This is a genomic window from Sporosarcina sp. NCCP-2716, assembly GCF_023707985.1.
Lineage (GTDB): Bacteria > Bacillota > Bacilli > Bacillales_A > Planococcaceae > Sporosarcina.
In genome coordinates this window covers 534,535-551,105 of sequence record NZ_BRCF01000001.1, presented here as the reverse complement: position 1 = coordinate 551,105, position 16,571 = coordinate 534,535, and the positions used below count along the sequence as shown (strand labels likewise).

Here is a 16,571-nt window from a genome sequence, read left to right as displayed (position 1 = left end):
TCATCAGAAATCGCTGCAGCCTTTTTTTCGCTTGCTTATTCGGGTATTTCCGTATCCGCACCTGCCTTATATGGCGGCTGGATGGTCTGGGTTTCCGTCGAGAAGATCTCGGCTTCCGCCCGCTTTTTCTTCAAGGCGAAATACTCTTTCACGGCCGCCTGGACAATGTCATTGTTCGGATGCGGTGGTGTTGTCGAAGTGGAGACGTGCGGTACGATGACTGAGTACGCGATCTCCGGTTTGTCGAATGGGGCGAAACCTACGTGTGCGACCGATACGGTCTGCGTGCCCCATAAGGACCGGTCTTCCCCTTCGTAATAGCCGGACTGGGCCGTCCCGGTCTTTCCGCCGGCGTCGAATGCTTCACCGGCGAACAGGCCGTGTGCAGTCCCCCGCTGGCCGTAGTACGTATAGTACATCCCTTTTTTGATGCGCTCGATCTCTTCAGGTGAGTTGTCGATCTTATTCAGCACGACAGGATCCATATCTTTCAGCAGAGCGCCGAATTCCTTGCCGTCCTTTGATGGCTCGTAGACGGATTTCAGCAAGTGCGGAGCGATCCGGTACCCGCCGTTCGCCACGGTCGACACGTATTGTGCCATCTGCAGCGGTGTGTACGTATCGTACTGGCCGATCGATAAGTCGAGCAGTTTTCCGGGTTCCGCACGGTTCGGTTCAGGAGATGATCCGGTCACTTCACCCGGAAGGTCGATTCCCGTCTTGACCCCAAGACCGAACGACGCATAGCCGTCCCTCATCTTGTTGAAGGCATCGAAGTCGATTTTCAGTCCGCTGCCCCGTACATAATTGTAGTTGGCGATATTCATGGCGATCTTGAACATGTAGACGTTGGAGGATCGTCCGATCGCTTCCACGTCGTTGATCGGGATCCGGGAGCTCTGGTTGAAGAGCGATGATTTCGGCCGGCTGCCTTTGAAGTAGATCGGTTCATCGATCTTCACTTCACCCATACGGGCTGCCCCGTATTTGTATCCGGTGAGCATTGTCGCAAGCTTAGCCGTGGAGCCGATCTCATAGGATGTGCTGAACGTGCCGAATGTAAAGTCCTGGACGGTCTGTTTGCCGGTCTCGCTGTCCTTGACGATCTTCTTGCCGACCATCGACAGCACTTCGCCGGTGTTCGGGTCCATCATGACGAGGAAGGCGCGGTCGAGGAACCTCGAACCCGGCATCCGTTTGGCCTTCAGCAGGTTCTCCTCCACAATCTTCTCCAGATGGGCCTGCAGTTCCGTATCCAACGTAAGCATGAGGTCTTTCCCCGGCTCCCCTTCCCGGACAGTCTTCGTCTCGACCACTTTCCCGGTACGGTCCTTGATATTCTTGACGACCGTCTTCTGGCCTTTCAGCAGATCTTCATAATACCGTTCGATATAACTTTTACCGACGCGGTCATTCCGTGAATAGCCGCGGGCGAGGAAGTAATCGAGATCCGTTTTCGGGATCCCTTCGAGCGGGCTTGTCGTCGTGCCGAGAATGGCGCTGTCCGACATCTTCACCCGCTGCCAGTCAGTCGTCGTATTGACGCCCGGCAGTGAAGTAAGATGTTCGGACACGGAAGCGAATTCCCGGTCCGTCACGTCTTCACTTTTGACGATCTGCGGAGTGTAGGCATAGCCAGACATCATTTCACGGTAGATCGCAAGCACTTCCAGTTCACTTTCCGTGAAGGAGTTGAGCTCTTCTTCCGTGATGCGTTCGCGGGTGAGCGCGGTGATCTTCCGCTGCCCTTCCTTTTTGGTAATCTTCTCGTCATTCTGGATGGCGAGCTGCTCTTTTTCCGTCACTTTTCCGGCCGCTTCCTCGGGATGGAGCAGGATCCAATAATCCTTCTTATCCCCAAGTGTGATCCGGTTCGTCGGTTTCTCGATCAGTTTCGCGAGTTTCTTCGCGGTCTTGAGCATGTCCGCCGATGTGGTGGACGTTGTCTTTGTATATGTAATGGCATTGCGCGGTTCGTTATCGACGAGCAGGTGTCCGCTGCGGTCGAAGATCCGTCCTCGCGGCACGCTTGTATTGACGGCGATCTCTTCCGTCCGTTCGAGTAACTTCTTATAGTCTTCCCCTTTGACGATCTGCAAGTATCCGAGGCGGAAGATCAGCAGGGAAAACAGGACGAAGATCGAAAAGAACAGGAAATTCATACGGAAGGAAGTCAATTTACGCTGGCGGACTTTCGCCTGATCGACTTTGCGCTGGTTTTTTTTCAACAGATTCCCTCCCTCAGCAAAGTGATGATCATGAGGATTATATCATTTTCCAAACAAAAAGCACACATCTTGACGAACAAGATGTGTGCGAAGTTGCAGATGCATCTTACTTATTTTGCGCGAACAGTTTTTCGACTTCGTCCCAGTTGACGACATTCCAGAATGCAGAAATGTAATCGGGACGGCGGTTTTGGTAGTTCAGGTAGTAGGCGTGTTCCCATACATCCAAGCCGAGGAGCGGAGTTTTGCCTTCCATGAGCGGGTTGTCCTGGTTTGGAGTGGACGTGATCGCAAGTTCGCCGTTATCGACAACGAGCCATGCCCATCCGGAACCGAAGCGTGTTTTCGCCGCATTTCCGAATTCCTCTTTGAATTTGTCGAAGCTGCCGAACTTCTTGTCGATCGCTTCAGCCAATTCGCCTTTTGGAGCGCCGCCGCCGTTTGGAGAGAGAAGCGTCCAGAACAGGGAGTGGTTTGCATGGCCTCCGCCATTATTGCGGACTGCTGTACGGATGTTTTCCGGAACCGCGTTCAGATCCGAGATGAGGTCCTCGACTGACTTCGCTGCCAGGTCGTCGTGACCTTCGAGAGCAGCGTTCACATTCGTCACATACGTATTATGGTGCTTCGTGTGGTGGATCTCCATCGTTTCCTTGTCGATGTGCGGTTCAAGTGCATCATATGCGTACGGCAATTCTGGTAATTTGTAAGCCATTCCAATTCCTCCTTGAGTAAATGAATTCTTTCCTGCCCTAGTAGCGTATCAAACTTCCTATGCGCATTCAATTATCTTGATTCTCAGATGATGAAGAATATGAAGACGGCGATCATCACGATCATCACCGCCGCTTTCACGACGACGGACGTCAGGAACCCGACGAGCGAGCCGACCCCTGAGCGGAATGCCTGCTTCACTCCGGCACGCGTCACGAGCAGCTCGGCGATGACAGCGCCGAGGAACGGCCCGATCAGGATCCCAGCGACCGGTATGACGAACGGTCCTGCGATCAGCCCGATCGTACTTCCCCACCCGCCGGCAGACGTCCCGCCGAACCGCTTGACGCTGAACACATTCGCTGCCGTGTCGGCACTGAACAGCAGGATGGTGAACAGCACCTGGATGGTCCAGAACAGCCAGCCCATCGAGCTGAATGAGTCGATCAGCCCATACAGGAGGAACCCGCCGATGATGAACAGGACGGATGGGATGACGGGATAGAAAAGTCCCGCAAATGCGATGATGAAACATATACCCGCTGCAATCCAGGCGATCCACTCCATCAGTTTCCCTCCTCACGTTTTACTGTCAAGCGCGCTTTCCGAGCACTGCTTCCGCAATATTGACGGCATGGTCGCCGATCCGTTCCAAATTGGAGACGATGTCGACGAATACGATGCCCGCCTGTGCGGAACATGCGCCTTCATTCAGACGGATAATGTGGCTTTTCCGGCATTTACGTTCCATTTTATCGATCAGGTCTTCCTGCTTCGCAACCGAGCGGGCCGTCTCCCAATCGTTCGTATCTAGCGCATCGACCGCTTTCTGTACCGTTCCGATCGTCAGCTCGAACATTTCCGCAAGCTCTTCCATGGCATCTTCGGACAGTTTGACTTTGTTGACTTCGCGGAAGTCGATCAGTTCGATGATGTTCTCGAAATGGTCTCCGATCCGTTCGATATCCCGGACTGTATCCATCAGCATGACGTGCCGCACCGATTCGACCGGCGAGATATTGACCGCTGAGATCTCCACGAGGTAATCCGTGATCTTGCGGTCCAGGTTGTTGATGGCGTCTTCGATCTGATAGGCAGTTTCCGCATGGCTCTTCTTACTGCTCTTCAAGTAGTCGAATGTCTCCCCGAGACCCTGCACGGCAAACGACCCCATGCGGATGATCTCCTCTTTCGCCTGCCCGATCGCCACAGCGGGCGACTGGTGGATGAAATGACGGTCCAGGTGCTTCGGATTGTACTCGATCGTGACATCCTCACCCGGGATCAGCTTCGTGACAAAGTACGCCCATGCCCCGATGAACGGGAACTGGATGATCGTGTTCACGACGTTGAACGAACCGTGTGCGAACGCGATCTGCATCTTCTTGTCAAGGCCGAGTGTTGCAGTGATCCACTCGACATACGCCGTGAACGGGATCAGCAGGATCATGAAGATGACAGCCCCCACGATATTGAACAGCACGTGTGTCGCTGCTGCGCGACGCGCTGCGACGGATGCACCGATGGATGCGAGGATCGCCGTGATGGTCGTCCCGATGTTATCTCCGAACAACACCGGCAGTGCCGCTTTCAGGTCGATGAGATTTTCCGCGTACAAGCCCTGCAGGATGCCGACTGTCGCACTCGAACTCTGGACGATCAGTGTGAACACCGTACCCGCCACTACTCCGAGCATCGGATGATCCGCCATCGAAACCGTCAATGACGTGAATGCATCCAGCGTCCTCAGAGGGGCCATCCCGGTACTCATCAGTTCCAGCCCGAGGAACAGCCCCCCGAACCCGAAGATGACCTCACCGATATGCTTCACGGCCAGCTTCTGTATGAAAAAGATCAGGAAAGCGCCTGCTGCCATGATCGGCAGTGCATAGGCACCGACATCGAGTCCGATGATGAACGCCGTGACAGTCGTCCCGATGTTCGCCCCCATGATGACGCCGATCGCCTGCCTCAGCTTCATGAACCCTGCACTGACGAGGCCTACCGTGATGACAGTCGTCCCTGAGCTCGATTGGATCAGCACCGTGACGATGATCCCGACGAGGACTCCCATGAATGGATTTGTCGTGAAGCGGTCCAAAATCGAACGCAGCCTGTCCCCAGCGACCTTTTGAAGCCCGTCCCCCATGTATTTTATGGCGAATAGGAAAATACCGAGACCTCCTAGAAATTGAAACGCCACTTCCTGCCAGTTAATATCCATGCAATGTGCAACCTCCAATAACGTTATGTATACACCCCTATTATTGTCGCCATGTATAGGGCTTGTAAATAGACTTCAAAGAAACTTTACAAACCCTTAACATTCGACAGCACAAAACAGGGAGAAAAGAGATTTCCTGTCCAAACGGCCGCCAGCGATGATAAACTGATGAGAGACGTAGGAAAGGAGTCATCTTTTTGAAAATCCGCCAATTATTCACGGCTTCCCTGTATGAGCCCAAAAAACTCGCGGCCTTCCGCATGCTTCCGATCGGCAAGGTCTTCCAATATGTATTTGTCTTCGTCTTCCTGTCGACAGCCGTATCGTTCATCCGCTTCCTATCGGGGGATATCGATCTGTTCGGCGCTTCGGATGAGCTGATCGACTATGCTGAAACTGTCGGCGGTCTCCTCTATCCGATGGCATTCGCCCTGCAGTTCGTCATCAGTACGTTCTACCTGTTCATCCGTGTCAGTTTCTTCGGCCTGGTCGGACTCGGCATCCTGTCCGTACTGCGAAAGCGCGGCGAATATCGGCATATGTGGAGGACAGCCGCGGTTTCCGTCACGGTCCCGGTCCTCTTGTCGGTCACGCTCGATATACTGCATGTGCCGGGGGCGGTGAACTTCCCGGCAGCTGCGGCTGTCCACATCCTTTATCTGATTGCGGCAGCCCGCTATTATCCGAAAAAGCCGGCTGCACGGAAAGCGGCGGCATAATCGGCCTCCCCCTGTCATATACATATGCCAAGAAGGGGGAGCGGTATTATGAGATTCCTTATAGCTGCTTTAGCGGTTTTCGCGCTGATCTATATGCTGAAAAGCGATTTGACGGAAGGGACGATCCATCTTGCCGCATTCGCATCGGAAGAACCGGATTGCCGGGAAACGGACAAGCCTGCGTCCATCATCGTGACTGCAGTCGCCGGGGACACGATCGAATCACTGTTCGCTCTCTATCCGGATCCGTCGGCCGCTTTCCTGGACCGTCTGGCCGCATTCTACCGGATGAACCCGCATCTGCAGCTGCAGCATATCGTCGGCGGGGAGCAGATCGAGCTGCCGCTGAGCAGCGAAATCGTCACTGTTTGCACGGAAGCTTAATGTGCTGAGGGCAGTTCCTTGTCTTTTCAACACAATGATTGATAAAATATACAGTAGTATTGCGAAGTAAGGAGAGAGAATAATGACTGAAATGATACATCGATCGAAGACGCGTCCGGTAAAAGTGGGGAATCTCACGATCGGCGGCAGCAACGAATTATTTATCCAAAGTATGACGACTACGAAAACACATGATGTCGAAGCCACAGTCGCAGAGATCAAACGCCTGGAAGAAGCAGGTGTGCAGGTTGTCCGTGTAGCGTGCCCTGATGAGCGTGCAGCGTATTCCATCGGAGCGATCAAAGAGCAGATCAACATCCCGCTCGTTGTCGACATCCATTTCAACTATAAACTGGCATTGATCGCAATTGAGCAGGGTGCCGACAAAATCCGCATCAACCCGGGCAATATCGGGAAGCAGTCGAAGGTCGAGGCTGTCGTCAATGCCGCGAAAGCGAAAGGCATCCCGATCCGTATCGGTGTCAACGCCGGTTCACTCGAGAAGAAGATCCTTGAGAAATATGGCTATCCGACTGCTGACGGCATGGTGGAAAGTGCCCTTCACCACATCAAGATCCTCGAAGATCTCGATTTCCATGACATCATCGTTTCGCTGAAAGCATCCGACGTCAACCTGGCGATCGAAGCATATAAGAAAGCGGCGGCTGCATTCGATTATCCGCTGCACCTCGGCATCACGGAATCCGGCACGCTGTTCTCCGGTTCCATCAAGAGTGCAGCTGGTCTCGGCGCCCTGCTTTCAGCAGGTATCGGCAATACGCTCCGCGTCAGCCTGAGCGCAGACCCTGTCCAGGAAGTCAAAGTCGCCCGTGAACTGCTGAAAGTGTTCGGCCTGTCGTCGAATGCCGCTACGCTCATTTCCTGCCCGACATGCGGCCGCATCGAAATCGACCTGATCTCGATCGCGAATGAAGTGGAGGAATACATCTCGACCATCAAAGCGCCGCTCAAAGTGGCAGTCCTCGGCTGTGCTGTCAACGGTCCTGGAGAAGCGCGCGAAGCCGATATCGGCATCGCGGGTGCCCGCGGCGAAGGCCTGCTGTTCATGCACGGGAAGACGGTCCGCAAAGTTCCGGAAGAGACAATGGTCGAGGAACTGAAAGTGGAGATCGATAAATTGGCTGAAGAGTATTTCGAGAAGAAACGCCAGGAAGAAGCACTGGAAGAAAGCGGCGCAGCGAATTGAAGAAGTACCGTTTCGGGATCGACATCGACGGCACCGTGACAACCCCTTCTTCCCTGCTGCCGCACATCAACAGGAAATTCGGCTGCAATCTCGTGCTGGATGACATCCGTGAATACGATCTGACGGCAGCATTCGATGTCGATCCGGATGTCTTCCATGATTGGTATAAGGAAACCGAGGCGGAGATCTGCCTCGGTTCCTCCGTCCAGAAATATGCAAAACTTATCCTTGAAGACTGGCAGCGGAAACAGGCGGAGCTGTATTATATCTCCGCACGCGGACCGGAAGTATTGGATGCGACGCTGGAGTGGTTCCGACGTGAACAGATCCCGTATGACCACGTCGAGTTGATCGGCAGCCACCGTAAGATCGAGACCGCCCGCCGGTTCGGCACGGATGTCTTCTTTGAGGACAAGCATGATAATGCGGTCGACCTCCATGAAGAACTCGGCATACCGGTCATCCTGTTCGACACGCCGTACAACCGGGATGTAGTTCCGGACGGCGTTATCCGCGTCCATACATGGAAAGAAGCGGATGAATGGATCCAACAACATTTCTTCGCAAGCACCGTCCGATAACTGAAAAAAGCTGTCCATCCCTACATGCTGCATAGGGATGGACAGCTTTTTAGCTTTCGGTCGGCCGTTAGTTCACTTGCAAGACGGGCACTTACCGTACACTTCGAATTTGTGCCCTTCGATTTCGACACCCGGAAGTTCGACGGCAAGGAGATCCATCGGACAGCTCGGGATATGCTTCGTCCTTCCGCAGACCGTGCAGATGAAATGGTGATGGTGGACGCCTGGATCACAATGCATGCGGAACTGTCTCTCCCCGTGCAGATCCGTCTCTTCGAGGATACCGAGGTCTGCGAACGTCGCAAGATTCCGGTAGACCGTGTCGTAGCTCAGTCCGGGGTTCTCCCGTTTCAGGAACTCGCTCACATCCATGGCAGCCGTATATCCGTCCTGCTGCGCCAAGTAATGCAGGATCGCTTCCCTGTTCTTCGTCCGTTTGAAGGAATGATCTTTCAAAATAGTCCATGCTTTCTCCACATTCATGCCGCTTCCTCCTCCGCTTCAGGATGCCGCAGCCCGAGCAGCCGTTTTCCGCCAAGCACGGCAAGTAAAATGAGGATTGCCGTCACGACGATCGTCCCGCCCGGTGCAATATCCAAATAGAATGCCGCCACGAGACCCGCGATGACGGATGTCTCTCCAAGGATCACCGACAGCACCATCGCCGACCGGAAACTCTTTGCCACTTGGATCGCCGAAGCGACTGGCAGTGTCATGAGCGAGGAGACGAGCAGGATCCCGACGATCCGCATCGACGCACCGATCACGAGCGCCGTCATCACCATGAAGAGGATCTGGATCCATCCGCCATTCAGACCCGATGCCCGCGAATAATCCGTATCGAACGATAAGGTGAACAGTTCCTTGTAGAACAGGTAGATGAACACGAGGACCGCCGCTGCAAGCACGGCGACGACCGTCAGATCCTGCCGGCTCACCGCAGACACGGAGCCGAACAGATAGCCGACGAGGTCGGAGCCGAACCCTTTTGCGAGGGAGATGAAAATCGCCCCGAATCCGATTCCCGCCGACAGGATGATCGGAATCGCCAGTTCTTCGAAGTTCCGGTAGACCCGGCGCAGCCGCTCAATGAGAAGGGATCCGCCGACCGCGGCCGCCATCCCGAGATAGACCGGATTCAGCCCGGCAAAGAAGACGACTTGCTGGCTCAAGTACAGACTGCCAGCGATCCCCGCGAGCGACACGTGGCTCAGCGCATCAGCAATGAGCGCCAGGCGCCGCACGACGATGAACAGCCCGATCATCGGTGCGATGACCCCGATGATCAGTCCCGACAAGAAGGCATTCTGGAGGAAATCATAGGAGAACAGAGCCTCAATCATCACTTCCACCCCCTTCTTTCTGGTGGATCAGCCGTACCGGATGCCCGTACCATTTGGACAGGTCCCTGTCCCCGAGTTTCGCGAAATCCCTGCGACCGCCATGGAAATGCATCGTATGGTTCAGGCACGCGACATGTGACGCCAGATCCGTCACCAGATCGATTTCGTGGGAGACGAGAATGATGGCAATTCCGTGTTCACGATTCAGCTCCTCGAGCATAGAATAGAAAGACGCTGAATTCTGCTGGTCGATGCCGACTGTCGGTTCGTCCATGATCAGGAGCTCGGGTTCCGCAGCGAGCGCCCGTGCGATGAAGACACGCTGCTGCTGACCGCCAGATAACTCGCCGATATTGCGGCCCGTGAAATCTTCCATACCGACTGCCTGAAGTGCGCGCCTGGCTGCTTTGCTGTCGTCCTCGGTGAACCGTCTGAACAGCCCCCGCTTCACGGTCAGGCCGCTTTTGACGACTTCGAGGACAGTTGCCGGAAAGCCGCTGTTGAAGGATGCTGATTTCTGGGAGACGTAGCCGATACGCTCCTTCCGATCCGGATCCCCCGCCGGCTTACCGAACAGTTCAACCGTTCCCCTGCTCGGTTTCAGCAGGCCGAGAAGCAGTTTGATGAGGGTCGATTTCCCGGAACCGTTCGGACCGATCAGTGCCCAGAATTCCCCGGGATTCACGGTGAATGTAATATCTTTCAAGACAGCCGAGCTGCCATAACTGAACGAAACATCTGTTAACTTCACGAGACTTCCCTGCATACAACCATCCTTTGTAAATAGTAATGATTACGGTTACTATACCGATTATAAATGACAGGGCTCCGGCTGACAACTTAAAAGAAAGTTAGGTGGCGCAATGGATTATTCGAAATTTCTGTTGGACATGAAGAAAAAGCCTGATGAGGAGATGTATATGCTGGCGAGGAGTTATGGGCTGGACTTTTCAGTCGAAGAGATCCGGCAGCTCCGGCCGCTGCTGGACGAAGTGTCCTTCCACTGGATATTGACAGGGGTCCCTGAGACGTTCGTTTCGAAAGTGTCAGCGGTCATCGGAGAAGCCCGTACTTACCAGATCCTTGAGGATTATCTCAACATGAAAAAGTAGACAGCAGGACTTTCCCGGATTGACTGGGAAAGTCCTGCTGTTCACGTTTCCTTATACGCCGGTCTGCACACCGAGCAGCGCATCACGGTGGGCAGTCGTGAACTCACCGCTTTTCAGCATGCTGATTTCTTCTTTGTATGGTGCAGTCTTGTTCTTCTTGTCGGTCCCGATGAACGGGGTCTCCAGAATTTTCGGGATATCAACGAACGACGGATGATGGACGATGTAATGGAGAGGATCGAAGCCGATATGGCCGAATCCGATGTTTTCGTGACGGTCCTTCCCCGCTCCGCGCACGTTCTTGCTGTCGTTCACATGGATGACCGAAATCCGTTCCCGGCCGATGAAGTGATCGAACTCCTCGAGGACGCCTTCGAAGTCATTGACGATGTCATAGCCGGCGTCATGGACGTGGCACGTATCGAAACAGACGGAAAGCCGGTCGTTGTTCTTCACACCGTCGAAGATCCTCGCAAGTTCCTCGAAACTCCTGCCGCATTCCGTCCCTTTGCCGGCCATCGTTTCCAGCGCGATCCGGACATTTGCATCGGAGGACAGCGCCTCATCGAGCCCTTCGATGATCTTGGCGATCCCCTTGTCAACACCTTCACCGACATGGGCTCCAGGGTGCAGGACGATCTGGTCCGCGCCGAGCGCAGCTGTCCGCTCGATCTCCGACTGGAGGAAATCGACCCCAAGCCGGAACGTCTCCGGTTTCACGGTATTGCCGATATTGATGATATACGGAGCATGGACGACCATCGACGACAGACCATTCGCTTCCATATGGACGCGGCCTGCTTCGATATTCAGCTCTTCTATCGCCTTGCGTCTCGTGTTCTGCGGGGCACCTGTATAGATCATGAAGGTCGAGGCGCCGAAATCCGCTGCATCTTTACTTGAGCCGAGCAGCATGTCCTTGCCGCTCATGGATACGTGGGAACCGATTAGGATAGGCTGTTCACTCATTTCTTCTTGTTCAGTCTCCTTTCCCGCTTTTTGAAGCGTTCGACTTCCTGCGCGCGTTTTTTCTTGTAGCCCGGCTTCACTTTCGCCGGTTTTTTGATCATCGCGGCCGCTTTCTTGTCGATGTCATCCTGTTCTTTCGGGCGGTTCTTCCGGGAATGGCGTTCTTTCAGCTGCACCCATTCCCCGTTTTTAACATCTTCGTGGACGAACGGAACGCCCATCTTCTCAATTTTGACGATCGCATCGTCTTCCGAAGGGTCAAACAGCGTGATAGCTGTCCCTTTGAGTCCCGCACGCGCCGTCCTTCCGACTCGGTGGATATAGAATTCCAGGTCTTCCGGTAGTTCGTAGTTGATGACGTGGCTGACGCCGGGGATATCGATCCCGCGGGCGGCAAGGTCCGTCGCGACGATGAACTGGTACTCGAGGTCGCGGATCTGTTTCATCATACGTGTGCGTTCACGTGCGTTCAGGTCGCCGTGCAGTTTCCCGGTTTTAATGCCCTGTGCCGCCAGATAGCCGGCAAGTTCGTCCGCATTCTGCTTCGTATTCGTGAAGATGATCGCCAAGTACGGATTGACGGCCCCGATGACTTGGACGAGCTTCTTCCTGCGGTCCATACCGCGGACAGGTACGAGCGAGTAGTGCATGTTTTCCGTCAGCGGTTTTTTGGTGCCGAGCTGGATATGCACGGGCGAGTCCATATACTTCGCAAGGAACGGCTTCAGTTTTTCAGGTATCGTCGCGGAGAAGACGTACATCTCCAGATCACCCGGCATTTTTGAAGCGAACTGGTCGATGTCTTCGATGAACCCCATGTCGAAAGCGAGGTCTGCTTCATCGATGACAAGGATACGCGCTGTATGGACGGAAAGTGCTCCGTTTTCCGCCATATCCCGGATGCGTCCCGGTGTGCCGACGACAAGATGGGGATTGGACTTCAGTTTGTCCGCGGAACGCTTCTTGTCGGTTCCGCCGATGAGCAGGCTTGTCCGGATTTCGGATTTCTCCGTAAGCTTTTTCAGCTCATCGAACAGCTGGATGGCGAGTTCCCTCGTAGGTGCCGTGATGACGGCCTGCACATCGTCCTGCTTTGTATCGATACGCTGCACGATCGGGATCAGGAAACTGTGTGACTTCCCTGTGCCGGTATGGGCCTGGCCGATCGCGCTGGTCCCTTTCAGGATGAGCGGGATCATTTCTTTTTGTATAGGCGTGGGACTTGTAAAACCCAGCTCTTCAATTGCATCCCGAAGAAATGGGTTGAATTGGTAATCAGTATATCTAGACATGTTCGTGTCCTCCTATCATTCGTTCATTGTAGCATGAAACAGTGACGCCGGTCGTTTTTTTCGCATAAGATACCGTATAAAGACAGTATGCTTCAGAAAGGAGTCTGCTATGAGATACGAATCGTTTTATCCGTTTGCGAACCAGCAGCGTTATGCGGAGCAGAGGCCGCCCGTGTACCAACAGGGCTACCAGCAGAGCCAGCCCTATATGCAGCAGCCGCCGCAGTCAGGACCGCAGTCCTCTCTGCAGGCGTTCTCCCCCTTCGGTTTCGGTGCGCCGCAGCAGCAGGCAGGTGCGTCCCCTGCAGGGCAGGCGGGGCCTTCAAAGCCGGAAATGTATATGGAAACAGCCAACCGCCTCCTGACGACGGTGCAGCAATACGCGCCGATTGTCCAGCAGTTCGCGCCGATGATCCAGAACATCCCTGCGATGTGGAAACTGTACCGTGGCTTCCAGTCGCTTCCTTCTGTACCAGCTGCAGGGACCGCTGCCGCTGCTGTGAGTCCGGCTGCTGCGGCCGCCTCGGCGGCGAGAGTGCCGAGACCATCCGTCCCTAAGGTGTTCCAGCCGCCGGTCTAAGACTTTGAACCTTTCCGCCATCTCCGCTATAATGGACTGTAGATCCCTTTAGAGGAGTGAGCGTAAAATGGAAGTATTGAAGATTTCCCCGAGAGGCTATTGTTACGGGGTCGTCGATGCAATGGTGATCGCGAGAAATGCGGCACTCGACGAAACACTGCCGAGACCGATCTATATATTAGGTATGATTGTGCATAACAAACACGTGACGGATGCATTCGAACAAGACGGGATCATCACGCTGGAAGGGAACGACCGGCTGGACATCCTGAACCAGGTCGATAAGGGTACTGTCATCTTCACGGCGCACGGGGTATCCCCGGAAGTCCGTGAACTGGCACGTAAAAAGGGGCTCGTGTCGATCGATGCCACGTGTCCCGATGTGACCGTCACACACGACCTGATCCGCGAGAAGACAGCGGAAGGTTACGAAATAATTTACATCGGCAAAGCGAACCATCCGGAACCTGAAGGCGCGCTCGGCGTGGCACCGGGTAAAGTGCACCTCGTGGAAAACGCTGAGGATATTGTGAATCTCGACCTCCACAGCGACCGTCTCCTCGTCACGAACCAGACGACGATGAGCCAGTGGGATGTCGCCCACCTGATGGATATGCTGAAAGAGAAATATCCCGCTATCGAAGTGCACCGTGAAATCTGCATGGCCACCCAAGTGCGCCAGGAAGCTGTCGCGGAACAGGCCGGCGAAGCGGACTTGCTGATCGTCGTCGGCGATCCGAAGAGCAACAACTCCAATAGGCTGACGCAAGTGTCCGTGGAAATCGCAAATACGCCGTCCTACCGGATCTCCGATGTATCCGAGATCCAGCTGGAATGGCTCGAAGGGATCGGGCGGGTAGCGGTCACTGCCGGTGCTTCGACGCCGACACTCATCGTCCGGGAAGTGATCGAATTCCTGACGAAGTTTGATCCGGCCGATCCGGCCACCCATACGGCGGAACGGAAATTCGAACTGAGCCGCCTGCTTCCAAAAATCAAGAACCCATCCCCTGTCACCAGGATCGAACCTTACGTCTGAACAAAAAGGGCTGTCCCGCTAAAGTCATCTCGCTGACTTTGCGGAACAGCCCTTTTCTCTGCCTGTTTACCGAAGTATCCTGCCGGCCGGGATCAGATGAAGGTGAACGGCTCCGTCCGGATCTCCGACTGCAGGAACTCGACATCATACTTTGCATCCCGGCAGAGTGACGTCATTTTTTCCGCCACGCCTGCAATCATCACTTTTTCGACATTATGTCCGGGGTCGACGACGCACAGATCGATTGCTTCCGCATCCTGCGCCACGTGATAATACAGATCCCCCGTGACGAGGACGTCGGCTCCAGCCCGTTTCGCCGCGTGGATATACTTGTTGCCGTCCCCGCCGAGGACACCGACTTTCCGGATTTTCCGGGAGGAATTGCCGACCATCCTCACCATCGGGACGCCGAGGTGCTCCTTGACATACAGCGCAAACTCCTCCAGCGTCATCGCCGGCTCCAATGTCCCGACCCGGCCGAGACCTTCCTCTTCCGTTCCGGAGGCAGTCTTCTCTAGGATGCGGAGATCGGCAAGGCCGAGTTTCCCTGCGAGCAGGTCGTTGACTCCCCCTGCAGCTATGTCCAGGTTCGTATGTGCGGCATAGACGGAGATGTCATGCTTCAGGCACAGCCCGATCATCCGGCCCTGCGGCGTGTCTGTCCAAATATGCTTCACCGGCCGGAATAGCGGCGGATGATGCGCGATGATCAGACCCGCCCCTGCCCGGACCGCTTCTTCGACGACCGCTTCGTTCACGTCGAGGGTCACCAGCACTTTTCCGACTTGACGGTTAAGCTGCCCGATGTGGAGTCCGACAGGGTCCCCTTCCATCGCCAGCTTTTTCGGTGACCAAGACTCGAATAATTGGATGATTTCGTGACCGTTCGGTTGTTTCACTGCTGCAGCACCCTTTCGATAAGTTGTTTCGTCTCTTCGAGCTGACGCCTTTTTTCCAATGTTTCTTCGGTAGGGGTTGAAGCGTCGAGCGCCGTGCAGACGCGGGTCAGCTCCCTCAGCTCCCCTTCCCATTTTTCGCGGAATGCATCCGTTTTCTCCTTCATGAGGATCGGTCCCATCAGCAGTTCTTCCTCTGAATAGCGGGCCTCCCCCCGTTCAAGGACGAGCACTTCGTACAGTTTGCGGTCTTCTTTGAGGATGGCTTCTTCCTTCACGAGCCAGCCGTTGCCCGCTCCCCACAGCCGGATCGCTTTCGCGTGCAGGTTCGGCTGCAGGATGAGACGGGTGACGCCTTCGAGCCGGTCAGGTGCAGCTGCCAGGATGGAAGCGATCAATGTACCGCCCATGCCCGCAATGGAGATCACCGACACACCATCTTCCGGTTCGACTGCCAGCAGGCCATCTGCGAAGCGCACGGTGATCCGGTCTGCCAGCCCTTCCTTTTCCACGGTCCGCCGTGCCGATTCGAACGGTCCTTTGACGACTTCCCCTGCCACCGCTTTCTGGATCCTGCCGTTCTGTACGAGCCAGCAGGGCAAGTACGCATGGTCACTGCCTATATCTGCAAGTACGGAATCCTGTTCGACATAGGACGCTACCTGAGCGAGCCGGTCCGATAAGTTCTTTGCATTCATGCTTGTTCCACCTTTCCATTCATGCATTCCGCTGCGTGCATTTCCTGTCCATCATAACGCAAAAGTCAGGCAGGCTGCACGGAGAATACAAAAAAGCAGTCAGCAGGTGGAAACCACATACTGACCGCTTTTCACATTATCATTTCAGTGAGAGAATGTAGTCGACCATGTCGTCGATGTGAGCATCTTCGATAAGCCCACCCGGCATGCCGCCTTTACCATTCTTGATGATTTCGTGAAGTGCGTCTTTGTCTTTGTCTTCACCGTGAAGGCTAGGACCGACGTTCCCTTCAAGATTTTCACCATGGCAAGTAATACACTTCTGCTGTGCGACCGCTTCAGCATCGAACTTGCCGCCGCTTTCTTCTTTCGAACCTTCTTCAGTTGCTTCATCATCCGAACCGGCAATTTCCTTCTGCTGTGGAATTCCGTAGAGGGACATGAAGAAAATGAGTCCGATTCCGAGTGCGAAAATCAGAATATAAGGAACAACAGGATTTTTACCCAACGAACTAACCTCCTTCACCAGAAACTATTCTGTAGTATATAGTGCACACATTTCATTGTACTGTATTCCCGTCAAAA

19 protein-coding genes are annotated in these 16,571 nt (G+C 54.5%); 7 read left to right on the top strand and 12 right to left on the bottom strand.

The window, feature by feature from the left end; all coding sequences use genetic code 11:
• Positions 1-35: 35 nt before the first annotated feature.
• The 4 genes from NFU03_RS02860 to NFU03_RS02845 all read right to left on the bottom strand — a co-directional run bounded on the left by NFU03_RS02860 (position 36) and on the right by NFU03_RS02845 (position 5,166).
• Positions 36-2,231: a peptidoglycan D,D-transpeptidase FtsI family protein gene (locus NFU03_RS02860; RefSeq protein ID WP_398289712.1), complete on the bottom strand. Its 2,196-nt coding sequence runs from the start codon at positions 2,229-2,231 to the stop codon at positions 36-38.
• 103 nt (positions 2,232-2,334) lie between these two features.
• On the bottom strand, positions 2,335-2,943 hold the full coding sequence (gene sodA, locus NFU03_RS02855; RefSeq protein ID WP_251635940.1) for a superoxide dismutase SodA: 609 nt from the start codon (positions 2,941-2,943) through the stop codon (positions 2,335-2,337).
• An 83-nt stretch (positions 2,944-3,026) separates the two neighbouring features.
• Positions 3,027-3,509: a DUF456 domain-containing protein gene (locus NFU03_RS02850; RefSeq protein WP_251635939.1), complete on the bottom strand. Its 483-nt coding sequence runs from the start codon at positions 3,507-3,509 to the stop codon at positions 3,027-3,029.
• A 25-nt stretch (positions 3,510-3,534) separates the two neighbouring features.
• Positions 3,535-5,166: a Na/Pi cotransporter family protein gene (locus NFU03_RS02845; RefSeq protein WP_251635937.1), complete on the bottom strand. Its 1,632-nt coding sequence runs from the start codon at positions 5,164-5,166 to the stop codon at positions 3,535-3,537.
• Between the two features lie 197 nt (positions 5,167-5,363).
• Here NFU03_RS02845 and NFU03_RS02840 point away from each other — a divergent pair, with 197 nt between their 5' ends.
• From NFU03_RS02840 to NFU03_RS02825, 4 genes are all read left to right on the top strand, one after another.
• Entirely contained in the window at positions 5,364-5,885 is a 522-nt protein-coding gene (locus NFU03_RS02840) for a DUF1189 family protein (RefSeq protein ID WP_251635936.1), read from the top strand.
• 48 nt (positions 5,886-5,933) lie between these two features.
• Entirely contained in the window at positions 5,934-6,269 is a 336-nt protein-coding gene (locus tag NFU03_RS02835; RefSeq protein WP_251635934.1) for a hypothetical protein, read from the top strand.
• An 82-nt stretch (positions 6,270-6,351) separates the two neighbouring features.
• Positions 6,352-7,476, top strand: a complete 1,125-nt coding sequence (gene ispG, locus NFU03_RS02830; RefSeq protein ID WP_285835403.1) for a flavodoxin-dependent (E)-4-hydroxy-3-methylbut-2-enyl-diphosphate synthase — start codon at positions 6,352-6,354, stop codon at positions 7,474-7,476.
• Positions 7,473-8,057 (top strand): 5' nucleotidase, NT5C type, encoded by a 585-nt coding sequence (locus NFU03_RS02825; protein WP_251635932.1) that lies wholly within the window; start codon positions 7,473-7,475, stop codon positions 8,055-8,057. The genes ispG and NFU03_RS02825 overlap by 4 nt, the downstream gene beginning before the upstream one ends.
• Positions 8,058-8,129: 72 nt before the next feature.
• Here NFU03_RS02825 and NFU03_RS02820 read toward each other — a convergent pair whose 3' ends face one another.
• The 3 genes from NFU03_RS02820 to NFU03_RS02810 are packed head-to-tail and all read right to left on the bottom strand — an operon-like array spanning position 8,130 to position 10,166.
• Complete coding sequence (locus NFU03_RS02820) at positions 8,130-8,540, bottom strand: Fur family transcriptional regulator (protein ID WP_251635930.1); 411 nt, start codon at positions 8,538-8,540, stop codon at positions 8,130-8,132.
• Positions 8,537-9,400 (bottom strand): metal ABC transporter permease, encoded by an 864-nt coding sequence (locus NFU03_RS02815; protein WP_251635927.1) that lies wholly within the window; start codon positions 9,398-9,400, stop codon positions 8,537-8,539. Before NFU03_RS02815 ends, NFU03_RS02820 begins: the two co-directional genes overlap by 4 nt.
• Positions 9,393-10,166: a metal ABC transporter ATP-binding protein gene (locus tag NFU03_RS02810; protein WP_251635926.1), complete on the bottom strand. Its 774-nt coding sequence runs from the start codon at positions 10,164-10,166 to the stop codon at positions 9,393-9,395. Before NFU03_RS02810 ends, NFU03_RS02815 begins: the two co-directional genes overlap by 8 nt.
• Positions 10,167-10,263: 97 nt before the next feature.
• Here NFU03_RS02810 and NFU03_RS02805 point away from each other — a divergent pair, with 97 nt between their 5' ends.
• Complete coding sequence (locus tag NFU03_RS02805) at positions 10,264-10,512, top strand: hypothetical protein (protein ID WP_251635924.1); 249 nt, start codon at positions 10,264-10,266, stop codon at positions 10,510-10,512.
• A 51-nt stretch (positions 10,513-10,563) separates the two neighbouring features.
• Here NFU03_RS02805 and NFU03_RS02800 read toward each other — a convergent pair whose 3' ends face one another.
• Entirely contained in the window at positions 10,564-11,466 is a 903-nt protein-coding gene (locus tag NFU03_RS02800) for a deoxyribonuclease IV (RefSeq protein WP_251636216.1), read from the bottom strand.
• Between the two features lie 11 nt (positions 11,467-11,477).
• Entirely contained in the window at positions 11,478-12,773 is a 1,296-nt protein-coding gene (locus NFU03_RS02795) for a DEAD/DEAH box helicase (RefSeq protein WP_251635922.1), read from the bottom strand.
• A gap of 109 nt (positions 12,774-12,882) precedes the next feature.
• On the opposite strand from NFU03_RS02795, the gene NFU03_RS02790 reads away from it, so the two are divergent.
• Positions 12,883-13,353, top strand: a complete 471-nt coding sequence (locus NFU03_RS02790; protein ID WP_251635920.1) for a YqfQ family protein — start codon at positions 12,883-12,885, stop codon at positions 13,351-13,353.
• A 67-nt stretch (positions 13,354-13,420) separates the two neighbouring features.
• Positions 13,421-14,392, top strand: coding sequence for a 4-hydroxy-3-methylbut-2-enyl diphosphate reductase (locus NFU03_RS02785; protein ID WP_251635918.1), 972 nt, complete (start codon positions 13,421-13,423; stop codon positions 14,390-14,392).
• A gap of 92 nt (positions 14,393-14,484) precedes the next feature.
• Here the strand turns inward: NFU03_RS02785 and NFU03_RS02780 are convergent, their stop codons facing one another.
• The 3 genes from NFU03_RS02780 to cccA all read right to left on the bottom strand — a co-directional run bounded on the left by NFU03_RS02780 (position 14,485) and on the right by cccA (position 16,494).
• A complete protein-coding gene (locus NFU03_RS02780) occupies positions 14,485-15,291 on the bottom strand; it encodes a Nif3-like dinuclear metal center hexameric protein (protein ID WP_251635917.1) in 807 nt (268 codons plus the stop codon).
• Positions 15,288-15,986, bottom strand: a complete 699-nt coding sequence (locus NFU03_RS02775; protein ID WP_251635916.1) for a tRNA (adenine(22)-N(1))-methyltransferase — start codon at positions 15,984-15,986, stop codon at positions 15,288-15,290. Before NFU03_RS02775 ends, NFU03_RS02780 begins: the two co-directional genes overlap by 4 nt.
• Before the next feature lie 139 nt (positions 15,987-16,125).
• Positions 16,126-16,494 carry a cytochrome c550 gene (gene cccA / locus NFU03_RS02770; RefSeq protein ID WP_251635915.1) on the bottom strand — a complete coding sequence of 123 codons (369 nt, stop codon included), beginning with the start codon at positions 16,492-16,494 and terminating at the stop codon, positions 16,126-16,128.
• Positions 16,495-16,571 lie beyond the last annotated feature (77 nt).